Raw genomic sequence first — 15,272 nt, 5'->3', positions numbered from 1 at the left:
AGAGGTGACATGAGCGGTACGGACGTGACACGCGGCAGACCGGCCGTCGCGGTGATCGGCATCGCCACACGCTTCCCGCAGGCGGACTCCCTCGCCGCCTTCCGGGCGAACCTGCGGGCGGGGCGGGACTCCGTGCGCCCGATCTCTGCGGAACGTATCCGGACCACAGGGCTCGATCCCCGCAACGACTATCCCGAACAGGGCTACCTCGACCGGATCGACCTCTTCGACCACCAGCACTTCGGTCTGTCCCGGCGTGAGGCGGAGGTGACGGACCCGCAGCACCGGCTGGCACTCCAGCTCACCGAGGAGGCGCTGGAGAACGCCGGATACGCCCCGTCCGGCCTCCGCGACAGCCGGACGGCGGTGATCTTCAGCTCGCCGGGCAACGGCTACGCACCCCTGGTCCGCGAGCACGGCACCCTCGGCATGAGCGGAAACATCCCCTGCGCCCTGCCCGCCAGGATCTCCCACCTCTTCGGTTTCACCGGCCCCTGCTACGGCGTGGACACCGGCTGCAACGGCTCGCTCGTCGCCGTCCACCAGGCATGCCGTGAACTCGCCGACGACGACGCGGACTACGCCGTCGTGGGCGGGGTGAACCTGCACCACGTCGTGCGGCCGTCGGCCGCGGTGGCCGACTTCCCGGGCATCGCCTCGCCCACCCGCCGCTCCCGCGCCTTCGACCGTGCCGCGGACGGCGCGGGCGCCGGCGAGGGCGGCGGGGTGGTGCTCCTCACCACGCTGGAACGGGCGGTGGCGGAGGGCGCGTTCATCCACGCCGTGATCCGCGGCAGCGCCGTGCTGCACAACGGCAGGCACTCCGCGACCATCAGCACCCCGAGTGCCCGCTCGCAGGCACAGGCCATCACCAAGGCCTGGCGCAATGCCTCGCTGGACCCGGCGACCGCCGGATACATCGAGACACATGGCTCGGGCACCCGGCTCGGCGACGCGGTGGAGGCCGAGGGCCTGGCCCTGGCCCGTCCCGACGGCGACCGCACGGTGAAGGTCGGCTCGGTCAAGACCAACATCGGCCACCTGGACCACGCCGCGGGAATCGCCGGGCTGATCAAGGCGGTCCTCAGCGTGCACCACGGCGAGCTGTATCCGTCGCTGCACTTCGAGGAGCCCGCCGACGAGGTCGACCTCGCAGGTGCCCGCCTGGAGGTCGTCACCTCGCTCCAGGAGTGGGACGACGAGACGCGACGGGCCGGCGTGAGCTCGTTCAGCCTCGGCGGCGTCAACGCGCACTGCGTGGTGGAGCAGCCCCCGGCGACCGCCCCGGTACACCTCCCCGCCGTCAGTGCCCCGCAGCTGATCGCGGTGTCCGCCCGCAGCCGGGCCGACCTGCTCGCCCAGTGCGAGCAGCTGTCGCTCGAACTGCGCCACGCCGCCCACCCGTTGGCCGACGTGGCGCGGACGCTGAACGAGGGACGGGACCACGACCCCCACCGCGCGTGCGTGACGGCCCGGGACACCTCGGAGCTCGCGGCACGCCTGGCCGCCGAGGTCACCTGGCGTCGGCTGGAAGCGGCCGAGGCGGCTGCCCTCGGCTCCACGGCAGCGCCCCGGGTGGTCTTCCTGCTCTCCGCGGACGCCACGCCCTACGAGCCGCGCGGTCAGCAGCCGGACCCGTTGCCGGACGAGCTGCCCGCACCGGCCGACCGGGCCGCGATGATCGGCGGGCAGCTCGCGACGTACCAGCGCCTTGTCCGGGCCGGCGTTTCGCCGGACGGGCTCATGAGTTCGGGGATCTCCCGCTACACCGCCCGGTACCTGCGGGGCGATCTCAGTGCCGACGACACCGCCGTGCTGCGGCGAGCGCACAGCGGGCAGGACCCGGCGGTGGCGGGCGACCCGCTGCGGGTGGAGCAGCTCCACGCGGCGGCGGACGAGCAGCTCTCCCGAGGCCCCGTGGTGTTCGTGGAGCTGGCCTCCCGCGGCGAGATCAGCGACCGGCTCACCGCTCACCTCCACGCCCGCCCGGAAGCCCGCGTGCTCCGCCTGCGGCCCGGTGCCGCCGACGCCGAGGCCGCCGTCCTGGAGCTCCTGGGCAGGCTGTACGAGGAAGGCGTCGGCCTGGACTGGCCGGCGTTGCGGGCCCACCCGTCGGCGGGCCGCGTTCCGCTGCCGGGACATCCGTTCACCGGCGTTCGCTGCTGGGCCAGGCCCCTCGGTGAGGTGGTGTCCTTCGACGAAACACCCCAACGGCCCCCTGCTCCGGCTCCCGTTCCGGTGCCTGCGCCCGCGCCTGCCTCCGAGGAGGCGGTCCGCACGCCCGGCGAGCCGAGGACCGAAGGGTCCCGGACCGTACTGGACTGGCTGCGGGACACCCTCGTCGAGCTGCTGCACGCGGATGACGTCCCGGCCGACGCGGACTACTTCTCCATCGGCGGCAACTCCGTGATCGCTCTCCAGCTCGTGGAGCGGGTTCGAGTACGGCACGGGGTCCGGCTCAAACTGGCGGACATCTACGACCACCCCGTCGTCGGCTCGCTCGCGGAGGCCATTCAGGAGCGGGCCCCGCACACGCCGGCGACACCCGCGCCACGCCCGCCGAGCGCCGCCGACGCGCCGCCGGCCCCGGTCGCCCGCGAGGTGCCCGACCCCGAGTTGCCGCCGATCGTCCCGGGCGGCGAACCGGTGCTGTCGTACGGGCAGGAGCGCATGTGGCTCCACCACCAGGTCGACCCGACGACCACGCTGTACAACCTCCCCGGCGCCTCCCGGTACCGCGGCCCGCTGGACGTCGAGAAGTTCCGGCTGGCCTGGGAGGACCTGGCGCGGCGCCACGAGGTGCTGCGGTCCAATCTCGTCGAGGCCGACGGCAGGCCCGAGCTGGTGATCCGGCCCGAACTGGGCGACTTCTTCACGTACTTGGACGTCTCGGGCGAGGACGCCCCGGTGACCTCGGCCGGCGCTGTCGTCACCGCTGCCACGCGCCAGGGCTTCGACATCGCCGGCGAGCCGCTCGTACGGGTGACCGTCGTGCGGCTCGGCGACGACGACCACATCGTCTGCTGGTGCATGCACCATGCGGTGAACGACGGCTGGGCTCCGCAGATCCACCTGCGGGACCTGCTGGAGTTCTACACGGCCCGCCTGGAGAACCGGGCCGCCGGCATCGAGCCGCTGCCGGTGCAGTACACGGACTACGCGCGGTGGCAGCGCGAGCTGGTGGCCGGCTCCCGCCTCGACGGTGAACTGAGCTACTGGCGTGAGCGGCTGAGCGACCCGCCCACGCTGGAGCTGCCCACCGACCGGCCGCGCCCCGGCCGGAGGGACTTCGCGGGTGCGACCCACGGGTTCACCATCCCGGGCGCCCTGGTCCAGCGGCTGCGCGAGGTGGGCGCCCAGGAGAGGGCCACGCTCTTCATGGTGCTGCTCACCGCGCTCAACGTGCTGCTCGCACGGCGGTCGGGCCAGCGGGACATCGTCGTCGGCACCCCGACCATCGGTCGTAGCCGGCCCGAGCTGTGGGACCTGCTCGGCTTCTTCAACAACACGATCGCGCTGCGCTCCGACCTGTCGGGCGACCCGACCTTCCGCGAACTGCTGCGCCGGGTGCGCGGGGTGGTGCTCGGCGCCCTCGACCACCAGGAGATCCCGTTCGACCAGGTCGTGCGCGAGGTCGCGGTCGACCGTGATCCGAGCCGCAACCCGCTCTTCGACGTGATGTACGTGCACCAGACGCTGCCGCCGGCCGCTTCCTTCGGCGAGATCGCCGTCGGACCGGCACACGACCCGGACGTCATCCCGCATTTCCCCGGACTGCCCCCCGGCACCGCCAAGTTCGACATCTCGATGGTCGTCGGCGAGCTGGCGGACAAGGACGAGATCGTGGTCATGATGGAGTACGCGACGCAGCTCTTCGACGCGGACACGATCTCCGCCCTGTCCGAGGCGTTCATCGAGCTGCTGTACGCCGTCGCGGACGACCAGGACACGTGCTTCGGTGACCTCCCCGGCGGTCCTTTGCCACCCGTCGGACCGGGCACGCGGCCTGCCCCGGTGGCTCCGGTAGCCACCCCCGTTGTCAGCTGCCTGGAACTGCGCGGCGAGGTGCGGCTTCCCGTGCTCCGCACGGCGCTGGAGGAACTGGCGGAGCGGCACGAGATGGTGCGTGCCAGGGGCGTCGAAGCCGCCGGGCACGGCTCGTCGCTCGGCGACGGGTTCCTCACCACCGCGGACGTCTCCGGCGAGAGCGAGCCCCTGTTCGCAGCCAGGGAGATCGCGCAGGCCGAGGCCGCACTCGTACGCGATCCGGCATCGGGCCGCCGGCTCCACGCGCTCCTCGCGACGACGGGCCCGGCCGAACACGTCCTGCTGGTGACCACCCACCAGCACGCCTACGACGGTGGCCGGCCGGACGTGTTCTTCCGGGATCTGCTCGCTTCGTACGGCGCCCGTCTGGACGGACACCGCGCCGAGCTGCCCGGGCTTCCCACGCCGCCCGGCGAGTACACCGCGCCCAGGTCGGGCCCGGCAAGAGAGGTCCAACTCGCCTACTGGAGAAGGACATTGAGGGGACTGGCCGACTGCGCGCCGCCGCTGGACCGGGCCCGGCCCGCCCAAGGCACCCGCGCCATCGCCACCGTCGGGTCCCGGATTCCCGGCGACCTCGCCCACGCGGTGTCCCGTTCCGGGACCAGGGAGAGCGTGCTGGCGGCCGTCGCCGCCCTGCTCGCCCGGCACACGGAGGCGGGCGAGGCGCTCATCGGGCTGACCGGATCGGCGCTTCCTCTCCATGCGGCCCGGACTCGGGTGGATCCCTTCACGCGGAGCCTGCCGCTGCGTCTGGACCTGGCCGACGACCCGTCCTTCGAGGAGCTCACCGACCGGGTACGGCGCGCCGTCACCGGCGCGGAGCAGCACCGGGACGTGCCGCTCGCCGACATCGTGCGCGCGGCCGGACTGCCCGACGAGCCGGGCAGGGCGCCCCTGTTCGACGTGGCGTACGCCTACCAGGCGTTGTCGGCGACACTCGGCCCGGCAGCCGGGGTGGCGGCGGCCCCCGTGCGGTGGCCCGGCACGGACGCGGGACGGCTCACGCTGCCTCCCGGCCGCAGCGATCTCGACCTCTCCTGGTCCGTCGTCGAAGGGCCGGGGCGCGACGAGCTGTCCGTCTCGTTGGACTACCGCACCGAGCTCTTCGACCGGTCGAGTGCCCGGGCTCTGCTCGACGGACTGCTCGTGGTGCTGCGTGCGGCCACCCACGCTCCTGGCGCACCACTGTCGAGCCTGTGGTCCGTCCGCCCTACGACCAGCGCAAGCACACCCGCGAAGCCGACCACGGCACGGCCCGCGCACACCGTCTGACGCGGCTCGGACTACGAAGGAGACCTGCAACAGTGGGCGATCAGACCGATGTTCAACACACCGCGCAGACCATTGTGGACGGGTCGCTGGTGGGCATCGTCGGCGCGGGCACGATGGGGATCGGTGTGGCGCAGTGCTTCGCCGAAGCCGGCCTCCCCGTGGTCGTCGTCGACAACGACCACGGCGCGCTGGCCTCGGGACCGGACCGGCTCCGCGCCGGGATCAGGACGGCCACGCTGCTGCGCCGCGGGGCCCGGCAGGTGCGGGCGGGCGCGCCCGCACCCCGCGCCGAATCCCTTGTGACCTGGTCCGCCGAGCTCGCCGACCTGGCGGCCGCTCTCCTGGTGGTGGAGTGCGCCCGGGAGGACGAGGACATCAAGGAGGGGATCCTCCGCGAACTGGACCGGATCTGCGGGGCCGAGGCGATCTTCGCGTCCAACACCTCATGCATCCCGGTCGGTCGCCTCGGCTCCTTCACCGGGCGCCCCGACCGGGTCATCGGCACCCACTTCATGAACCCTGCGCCGCTCAAGGACGCGGTGGAGGTGATCCGCGCGCCGGAGACCAGCGATCTCACCCTGGAACGCACCGAAGGCTTCCTCACCCACATCGGAAAACACGCCCTGGTGGTGCGCGACGCCCCTGGCTTCGTGACGAACCGGGTGCTGATGCTCACGCTCAACGAGGCGGCGGCCGTGCTGGGCGAGGGAACCGCCGACGCCGAGACCGTGGACCGGATTTTCCAGGACTGTTTCGGCCATCCCATGGGGCCGTTGCGCACGGCCGACCTCATCGGTCTCGACACCATCGTCGACTCGCTGGAGGTGCTGCGCCGGCACACCGGAGAGGACCGCTTCAAGCCCTGCCCGCTGCTGTCCCGTCTCGTCGCCGAAGGCAGGGTGGGACGCAAGTCGGGCAGCGGCTTCTACCCGTATGCGCCACAGCACCTCGCCGCGCGGGGACGTACCGGCCGTGACTGACCGCGAGGGCGCGGCCGCCGACACGTCCGCCGCCGGACACGACGCCTGGCACGAGGTACGACACGCTGGTTCCGGGCCCATCGCCCCGGGCAGCCGGATCGCCCAGCTCGTGGAGATCCAAGGCGACCTGGACCTCGACACGCTGCGCAAGGCGGTAGTCCATGTCGTGGCCGAGATCACCGCACGGCCGGTACGCCTCGCCGGCGAGGAACCGGACGGACCGACTGCCCCTGCGAGCTCGGACAGCCTGCCGCTGCCCGTGGTGGACCTGAGCACGGAGGCGGACCCGCGGGGCGCGGCCGACGCGTGGACCCGCGCGGCGCTCAAGCGGGGAGCGGAGCTCGCACGCGGCGGCCAGGAGACGAGGCACCTCTCGTCCACCCAGGCGTTGCTGCGGCTCGGCCCGGACCGCCACCAGTGGTTCCACCAGCACCCCCGGATCAATGTCGACCGCTTCGGCTGTGCGCTGATCACCCGCCGGGTCTCCGAGGTGTACACCGCGCTCGCCGAGGAGCGCCCGGCCGCCGACGGGGCCCTGGCCACCCCGGCCCAACGGGCCTCGGCAGCGGCCGGGTACGCCGGGTCTCCCGCGCAGGCGGCCGACCGCGCCTACTGGCGCCGCCAGTTGGCCGATCTCCCCGAGCCGGTGACCTTCGCCTCCGCTCCCGCCCGGGACGCCGGCTGGTCACGGGCACCGGTGAACTCCCGCCCGGTGACGCTCGGCACCACCGACACCGAACGCGTACGCGCCATCGCCCGCTTCGGCGGAGTGCCGGTACGGGCGGTGCTGTGCGCCGCCTTGGCGGCCTACACCCACCGGCTGAGCGGCGCCACGGACGTGGTGATCGGCCTGCCGGTGGACGGCCGGCCGAGCCGGGTGAGCAGGCGCGTCCCGGACGCGAGCGACCACATAGTGCCGCTCCGGCTGCCGGTACGGTCTGCCACCACCTTCGCCGAACTCGTCCAGGACGTCGCCCGGAAGTCGCGCGAGGCGGTCCGGCACCAGCGCCTGGGCCACCGGGGTCTGTGCCGCGCGGCCGGGGTGCCGGACGACCGGCCCCGGCTGTACGGGCCGATCGCCGACATCCGCACCCCAGGAACCCATGTGCGGTTCGGCGAACTGTCCGCGGTGGTCCACGACCTGGTGCCCGAACCGGTCCACGACATACGCGTCGTACTCGACGACGATCCCGTGAACCAGCGGTTGCGGATCGTCTTCAGCGGTGCACCGGACCGCTGTCGCGCCGCCGAACTCGACGCGCACGCCGAGCGTTTCGGACGCCTGCTGGCGCTGGCCGTGGCAGGCCCGGGGGACCCGCTGGGCAGCTTCGACCTGCCGGCGGAAGACGCACCGGCGGCCGCTTCCGGGACGAGCGGCACCGTCTCCTCCGGAGTGCCCCGCCGAACGCTCACCGACCTGCTGGAGAGCGTGGCCCGGAGCCACCGCGACGCGGTCGCCGTCATCGGCGCCGACGACAAGCTCACCTACGCGCAGCTCCATGAGCGTGCCAACCGGCTGGCCCGGCTCCTGATCGACCGGGGTGCCGGCCCGGAGTCGGTCGTCGGGCTGCTGCTCCCGCGGTGCACCGGGACACTCGTGGCCATGCTCGCGGTGCTCAAGGCCGGCGCCGCGTATCTGCCGCTCGATCCCGCCTACCCCGCCGAGCGGCTCCGCTTCATGGTCCGGGACGCGGCACCGGTCTGCGTGCTCACCGACACCGCCACCGACACGTACGCCGCGGACATCGCGAGCCCGCGGACCACGACCATCCGGCTCGACGACCCCGCGATCGTGGGGGAGTTGGAGCACTTCCCGCCCACACCGCCGAACGACACCGACCGGCCCGAGCCGCTGCTGGCCTCGCATCCCGCGTACGTCATCTACACCTCCGGCTCCACCGGTAGGCCCAAGGGGGTCGTGGTGCCGCACCATGGTGTGGTCGCGCTGGTGGAGTGGGCGGCCGCCGGATTCGGCGCCGAGTCGTTGACACACGTGCTGGCGGCGAGCTCTTTCAGCTTCGACGTGTCGGTGGCCGAGATCTTCCCGGCACTGGCGGGCGGCGGCAGCGTCGAGCTGGTCGACAACCTCCTGTCGCTGCTCGACGGCGACCCGCCGCGCTGGTCGGGCGGCCTGCTGTGCGCCATCCCGTCGGTGTTCTCCCAGCTGCTGGAGACCGGCGGTCTCCAGGTGTCGGCCACGACGCTCTCGATGACCGGTGAGGCGCTCTCGGCCACCCTCGCCGACCGGATCCGGGAGATCATGCCCGGCACCCGGGTGCTCAACGTGTACGGGCCCACCGAAGCCACCGTCCATGCCACCGCGGCCACCGTCCAGGCGGGTGACGGTCCTGAGCCGAAGGGCGCCCCGCCCATCGGACGGCCGCTGGACCACGTACGCGCCTACGTGCTCGACAGCTCGCTGCGCCAGGTGGAGGCCGACCGCCAGGGCGAGTTGTACCTGGCGGGAGACGGCCTTGCCCGGGGATATCTGCACCGGCCCGGGCTGACCGCGGAGCGTTTCGTCGCCGACCCCTTCGGCCCGCCGGGCGAGCGGATGTACCGGACCGGTGACTTGGCCCGTCGGCGCTCCGACGGCCTGCTCGACTTCCTCGGCCGCGCGGACGCCCAGGTCAAGGTCAACGGCTTTCGCATAGAACTCGGCGAGGTGGAGGCGGTGATCGCCCGGCACCCCGCCGTCACCGAGGTCATGGCCTGTGTCCGCAAGGGGCCGAGCGGCGAAGCCCGCCTCGTGGCCTACCTGGTGCCCGCGCAGGGAGCCCGGATCCCCGGCCGCCACGCGCTGCGGGACTGGGTGGCCGAGCGGCTGCCGGCCCATCTGGTCCCGGCCGAGCTGATGGCCGCCTCCGCGCTGCCGCGCATGGGCAGCGGCAAGCTCGACCGCGAGAAGCCGCCGACGGGTCCACGGCCGCTGGAGGTTGACCCGTCCCCGGATTTCGGCCGGGGGGACGCCCATCTCGCTTCGCTCGCCGCCGGAGCGGGGCAGGAACGCGTGGCGCGGGGGTTCCGCGAGGTGCTCGGACTGTCCGAAGTCGCCACGGACGTCAGCTTCTTCGACCTCGGCGGCGACAGCATGATGTCGATCCAGCTGTTGAGCCGACTGCGTCGGGAGGGTCTTGTCCTCACACCGCAGGACATCTTCGAGCACAAGACGGTCGCGGCGCTGGCCCGGGTCGTGCGCGAGGCGAAGGATACGAAGAGCACGGAGGCCGTGGAGCGTACGAACGCGGAGGACGGAGGGCGGGCGGCCCTGCACGGGCCGGACACCACCACCGAAGCGGTGCCACGGCGTCGAGGCGACCGGGAGACGTCCGAGGAAGCCGGCAGCGGAGTCCTGCTGCCGCTGCGGGAGGCCGGCGACAAGGCGCCACTTTTCTGCGTGCACCCGGCGGCGGGCTTCTCCTGGTGCTACGCGGGACTCACCTCGCCGCTCGGCACCGATCGGCCGGTGTACGGCCTGCAGGCCCGGGGCCTGGGCGGTCCCGAAGTCCTGCCGGCGTCCCTGCGGGAGATGGCGGCGGACTACCTGGACCATGTCAGGTCCGTCCAGCCCACAGGCCCCTACCACCTCCTCGGCTGGTCCTTCGGCGGGGTGGTCGCCCACGAGATGGCGGTACAGCTGGAGGAGAGCGGCGAGTCGGTCAAGACGCTGGCGATCCTGGACGCCCACCCCGCGGGCACGGACGTCGCCGACGCCGCGGCCTCGGCCGAGGCCGCGCCGGGTTCGCTCGCCGGCCGGGACGTCCTCGCGATGCTCCTGGAATTCTTCGGCTACGACCCCGCCCCGGGGGCGGCCGAGTCACTGACGTATCCCCGGTTCGTGGAGATCGTCCGTGCACAGGGGGGACTGCTGGCCTCGTTCGACGAGCAGCGGATCGCGGCGCTGGCCCGGACCTTCGCCAACAACGCGCGGATCGCCGGCCTGCACGAGCCCCGCCCCTTCGGCGGGAACACCGTGATGTTCACCGCGAGGGAACATTCGGCCGAGGCCGCGCTCGGCCTGTGGCGCCCGCTGATCAAGGGGTCGCTGGAGGTCCTGCCGGTCGACTGGACGCACACGGAGATGGGAGGCCCCGCCGCGCTCCGCGACGTCGGCCGCGTACTCGTCGAACGGTGGGCCGCCGAGGCACCACAGAAGGGGTCGGTGAACACTCCGTGAGGAACGAGCCGGGGCATGTGCACGCGGCGGATCACCCGTCGATACCGCTCACCACGAGGCAGCACGGGATCTGGATGGCACAGCAGTTGGCGCCTCCGGCCCGGTTCCAGCTGGCCAGCGCGTTCGACATCGCCGGAGACCTCGATCCGGAACTGTACGAGGCGGCCTTCCGGTTCGCCGTGGCGGAGACCGAGCCGTTCAGGTCCCGGTTCGCCGTGACGGCCTCCGGGGAGCCGAGGCAATGGGCCGGCTCCCTTCCCACCTGGCACATGCCCGTCGTCGACCTCCGGCGGGAACCCGCACCGATGGCCGCAGCGCTGGACTGGATGCGGGCGGACATCCCCCGCCCGCTCGACCTGGCGAACGGTCCGGCGTTCAGGACCGCGTTCCTGCGCCTCTCCGAGGACCGGGTCTGCTGGTATCTGCTCGTCCACCACCTGGTCGTGGACGGCTTCGGACTGGCGCTGTTCGCCCGGCGGCTCGGCGCGGTCTACGGGGCGCTGGAGCGCGGCGAGGCCCCGGAGGCAGGCCACCAGGTGCCGTTGGACACCCTGCTCGATGCCGAGAGCGCCTATCGCTCCACGCCCGACTTCGCAGCCGACCGTGCGTTCTGGATGGCGAACATGGCTGGTTGGCCGGGAACCGTCCGGCCGGGTGAGTCCGGGCCCGCCGGGCTCGGCCGGGACGCGCCCGGCCCGACGGACATCGGCGGGACGGGCGGGGCACCGGTGCGCGGCGCGTCCCGGATGCCCGCGGACCGGGTGGCCGCCCTCCGCGCACGCGCACGCGAACTCGACGTCCCCTGGACGGTGGTGGCGACCGCCTCCGCCGTCCTGTTGGACCATGTCCGTACCGGCGGGGGCGATGAGGTCGTCGTGGGTTTCCCGGTCGCCGGCCGCACCCCCAAGACCGCGGGCGCCGTGACCGGTGCCGCGTCGAACGTGCTCCCGCTGCGGGTGCCGGTCGACCCGCGCCGGCCGGCCGCCGACCTGATCCGGACCGTCGCCGAAGCCACTGCCCTGTGCCTCGACCACCAGCGCTATCGGTACGAGGACCTCCGCCGTGACCTCGGCTTCACCGGGGCCGTGCGGGATCCGTACCAACTGACCGCGAACATCGTCCCGTTCAGCTTCGGCCGGGGTTTCGCCGGGCGGCCGATGACGCTGAGACAGCTCAACACCGGCGCGGGGGAGGACCTCTCCGTCATGGTCAGGCCGGAACACGGCCGGGCCGGCCTGATGGTGGAGGTGCACGCCGAAGCAGGACGGTACGAACCCGAGGAGGTCGCCGCCGAGGCCGACCGCTGCGTCCGCCTGCTCGACCAGCTGATCGACGAGCCCCAACGCCCCGTCGGAGAGCTGGACCTGCTGGCACCGGAAGAACGCAGGCTGCTCGTACCGGGAATCGGCGCACCGGCCTCCCTCTCGCCCCGTACGCTCCCCGAGCTGTTCGAACACTGGGCCGCACTGACTCCGCACGCCCCGGCGGTCGGCCACGGCGAGCGGCAGCTCACCTATGCCGAGCTCAACGCGCGCGCCAACAGACTGGCCAGGACGCTGATCCGGCGCGGCGCAGGACCCGAACGCACGGTCGCCGTCCTGCTTCCCCGCTCCGAGGACATGGTCACCGCGATCCTGGCGGTGTCCAAGACCGGTGCGGCCTACCTCCCGCTCGACACGGCATGGCCGCCGGAGCACACGGAGCGGATCCTCGCCGATGCCGAGCCGGTATGCGTGCTCTCCGAGACGGACCCGACGGGAGCCACCGCGGCCACGACCGCGTCGCCGACGGGCGACGCCCACCCGACGGACAGCGACGCCAACCCGACCGACGCGGACCGCACGGGACCGCTGACACCCGACCATGCCGCATACGTCATCTACACCTCCGGATCCACCGGCCGCCCCAAGGGCGTGGTGGTCCCGCACCGCGGTCCGGTGGCGCTGTTGGAGGCCGGAGCCGCCGAGTTCGGCTTCGGCCCCGACGACACCTGGGCGATGTTCCACTCCTGTGCCTTCGACTTCTCCGTGTGGGAGATGTGGGGCGCCCTCGCGCACGGCGGCCGGCTGGTCGTCGTCCCCCGCGAGGTGAGCCGCTCTCCCGGCGCCTTTCTCGACCTGCTGGCGCGGGAACGCGTGACGGTGCTCAATCAGACGCCCTCCGCTTTCCGGTCGCTGGAGCAGGCGGAGGCCGAAGAGCCGGAGCGGGGGCGGGAACTGGCCCTGCGATGGGTCATCTTCTGCGGTGAGGCGCTCTCCCCGGCCGTCGTGCGCTCCTGGTACGGGCGGCACCAGGACTCCGCGCCCGTCCTGGTCAACATGTACGGCATCACCGAGACCGCGGTCCTCTCGACCCGGCTCGACCTGGACCGCGAGCACGGCACGGCGCGGGTCGTCCCCATCGGGAAGGCCATCGCCGGCACCCGGCTGTACGTACTGGACAACCGGCTGCGCCCGGTGCCGCCCGGCGTGGCCGGTGAGCTGTACGTGGCGGGTTCCGGTGTGGCCCGTGGCTATCTGCGTCGTCCCGCGTTGACGGCGCAGCGCTTCGTGGCCGACCCCTTCGGCCCCGCCGGGTCCCGGCTCTACCGCTCGGGCGACCTCGTACGCGCCCGCCGGGACGGCTCACTGGAGTATCTCGGCAGGGCGGACGACCAGGTCAAGATCCGTGGCTTCCGGATCGAACCGGCCGAGGTCGAGGCGGCGCTGCTGGCCGCCCCGGGTGTGGCGGGCGGCGCCGTCCTCGCGAGCTCCGGTGTTCCGCACGCTCCGGCCCGCGCCGGGGCGGCCCGCGATCAGGGAGCCGACGGGGCCGCACGGCTGGTGGCCTATGTCGTCCTCACCCGGGAGGCGGCGGCGGACGATCCCGGGCCGGCTCTTGCCCTGCTGCGGGGATGGCTTCGCGAGCGGCTTCCGGCGCATCTGGTCCCGTCCCTGTTCGTCCCGCTCGACAGGCTGCCGCTCACCCCGAACGGGAAACTGGACCGGGCGGCGCTCCCGGCCCCTCACGCCCGCGCGCACACGCCGTCACGTGCCCCGGACACGCTCCTGGAAGCCGAACTGGCCGTTCTGTACGCCGACTTGCTCGCCGTGGAAGTCGAACAGGTGGGCGCCGACGACGACTTCTTCGACCTCGGGGGCGACAGCCTGCAGGCGACACGGCTGGTCGCCCTGGTGCGCCGGGCCGGCCTCGGCGATCGCGCGGAGCTGGACGTCAGGGACGTCTTCCGCCACCCGACCGTCGCCGGGCTCGCCGCTCATCTGGGCGACACCGGTCATGCGGGCGACACCTCCGCGGCATCGGAGCCCCGGCCCGTCCCACGGCTTCCGCTCGCCGAGGACCGGGGCCCCGAGCCGGTCCCGCTCTCCTTCGGCCAACGGCGCTTCTGGTTCCTGCACAAGCTCGCCGGACCCGACAGCACCTACAACGTTCCCCTGGCACTGCGCTGGGACGGAGAGCTCGACCGGGAAGCGCTCCGTGCCGCCCTGGGCGACCTCACCGACCGGCACGAAACCCTGCGCACCCTCATCCAGCAGCGGGACGGCCAAGCGGTCCAGCACATCCTGCCGGTCACGGCCGCGCGCCCGGAATTCACGGTCCAGCCCGTCGCCCCGGACCAGCTGGCGGCCGCGTTGAACGCCGCGGCCGTCCGCCCCTTCCACCTGGAGCGCGAACTCCCCCTGCGCACCGTCCTTTTCACCACGGATTCCTCGCGCGGGCAGACGCTGCTCCTGCTGCTCCACCACATCGCCTGCGACCGCGCCTCGCTGCACCGGCTCCTTGACGACCTCACCACGGCGTACCGGGCCCGCGTCAAGGGCGCCGCCCCCGGCTGGTCGCCGCTGCCCACGCAATACGCCGACTTCACCCGGTGGCAGCGCGAACTGCTCGGCACCGACGGCGAGCCCAGCGCCCTGCTGGCCGGTCAACTCGCCTACTGGAACAAGGCCTTGGCAGGCCTGCCGGAACGCATCCCGCTCCCCACCGACCGTGCGGAGCGGGCGCCGTCCGGGCGTCCGGCGCACACCGCCGGTGACACGGTCGCCTTCGCCGTCCCCGCGGACGTACACGGGCGGCTCCTGGAGCTGGCCGCGGACGAGCAGGCCAGCCTCTTCCTGGTCGTGCACGCCGGACTGGCCGCGCTGCTCACCCTCCTCGGCGCGGGCACGGACATCCCGATCGGCACGGCGGTCTCCGACCGCGCGGACGCCGAACTCGACGGCCTCGTCGGGTTCTTCGTGAACACGCTCGCCCTGCGCACCGACACCTCGGGAGAGCCGACCTTCCGTGAGCTGCTCGGCCGCGTCACGCAGGCCGATCTGGCGGCCTTCGCCCACCAGGACGTGCCCTTCGACCTGGTCGTGGAGGCGCAGGGGCCACGGCGGGCGGCGAGCGGGCAGGCCGTGTTCGGCCGAGCCCTGTTCCAGGTGATGCTGGTTCTCGCACCGTCCCTGCCCGAAAGGCTGGAGCTGCCGGGCGGGTCCGCCACGGTGGACCTGATGGGCAGGGGTTCCGCAGGGTTCGACCTGACCTTCGGCCTGTTCGAGCGGCGGGCCGCCGACGGCACCTGCCGTGGACTCGACGGTGTGGTCGAGTACCGGACCGACCTGTTCGACCGCCCCACCGTCGAGGCCCTCTGCACCCGCTTCGCACGGCTGCTGCGCACGGCCGCTGCCACCCCGGACATCCACGTCCAGGACATCGACCTGTCGGAGCCGGAGGAGGGTGTCAGAGCAGCCGGAGATGCGGGAGCCGGCGGCGCGGGGTGATGTGTGGTCCTTGCTGCCGGAACT

Annotated in this window: 4 protein-coding genes; all 4 read left to right on the top strand. The window is 73.0% G+C overall.

Going from position 1 to position 15,272, the window contains the following annotated elements; translation table 11 throughout:
• Window positions 1–9 precede the first annotated feature (9 nt).
• From ABD346_RS24800 to ABD346_RS24785, 4 genes are read left to right on the top strand one after another with little or no spacing between them, the layout of a single operon-like run.
• Window positions 10–5,322, top strand: a complete 5,313-nt coding sequence (locus ABD346_RS24800; protein WP_344377794.1) for a condensation domain-containing protein — start codon at window positions 10–12, stop codon at window positions 5,320–5,322.
• Window positions 5,323–5,354: 32 nt separating this feature from the next.
• Window positions 5,355–6,302 (top strand): 3-hydroxyacyl-CoA dehydrogenase family protein, encoded by a 948-nt coding sequence (locus ABD346_RS24795; protein ID WP_344377792.1) that lies wholly within the window; start codon window positions 5,355–5,357, stop codon window positions 6,300–6,302.
• Window positions 6,295–10,479, top strand: coding sequence for an amino acid adenylation domain-containing protein (locus tag ABD346_RS24790; RefSeq protein ID WP_344377791.1), 4,185 nt, complete (start codon window positions 6,295–6,297; stop codon window positions 10,477–10,479). Before ABD346_RS24795 ends, ABD346_RS24790 begins: the two co-directional genes overlap by 8 nt.
• The gene (locus tag ABD346_RS24785) at window positions 10,434–15,248 is read left to right on the top strand and encodes an amino acid adenylation domain-containing protein (RefSeq protein WP_344377789.1); all 4,815 of its coding nucleotides are present in this window, start codon (window positions 10,434–10,436) and stop codon (window positions 15,246–15,248) included. Before ABD346_RS24790 ends, ABD346_RS24785 begins: the two co-directional genes overlap by 46 nt.
• The last annotated feature ends 24 nt before the right edge of the window (window positions 15,249–15,272 follow it).

Source organism: Streptomyces mauvecolor (assembly GCF_039532965.1).
Lineage (GTDB): Bacteria > Actinomycetota > Actinomycetes > Streptomycetales > Streptomycetaceae > Streptomyces > Streptomyces violascens.
The sequence above is the reverse complement of the archived record's forward strand: the minus strand, read 5'-3'. Positions and strand labels throughout refer to the sequence as shown.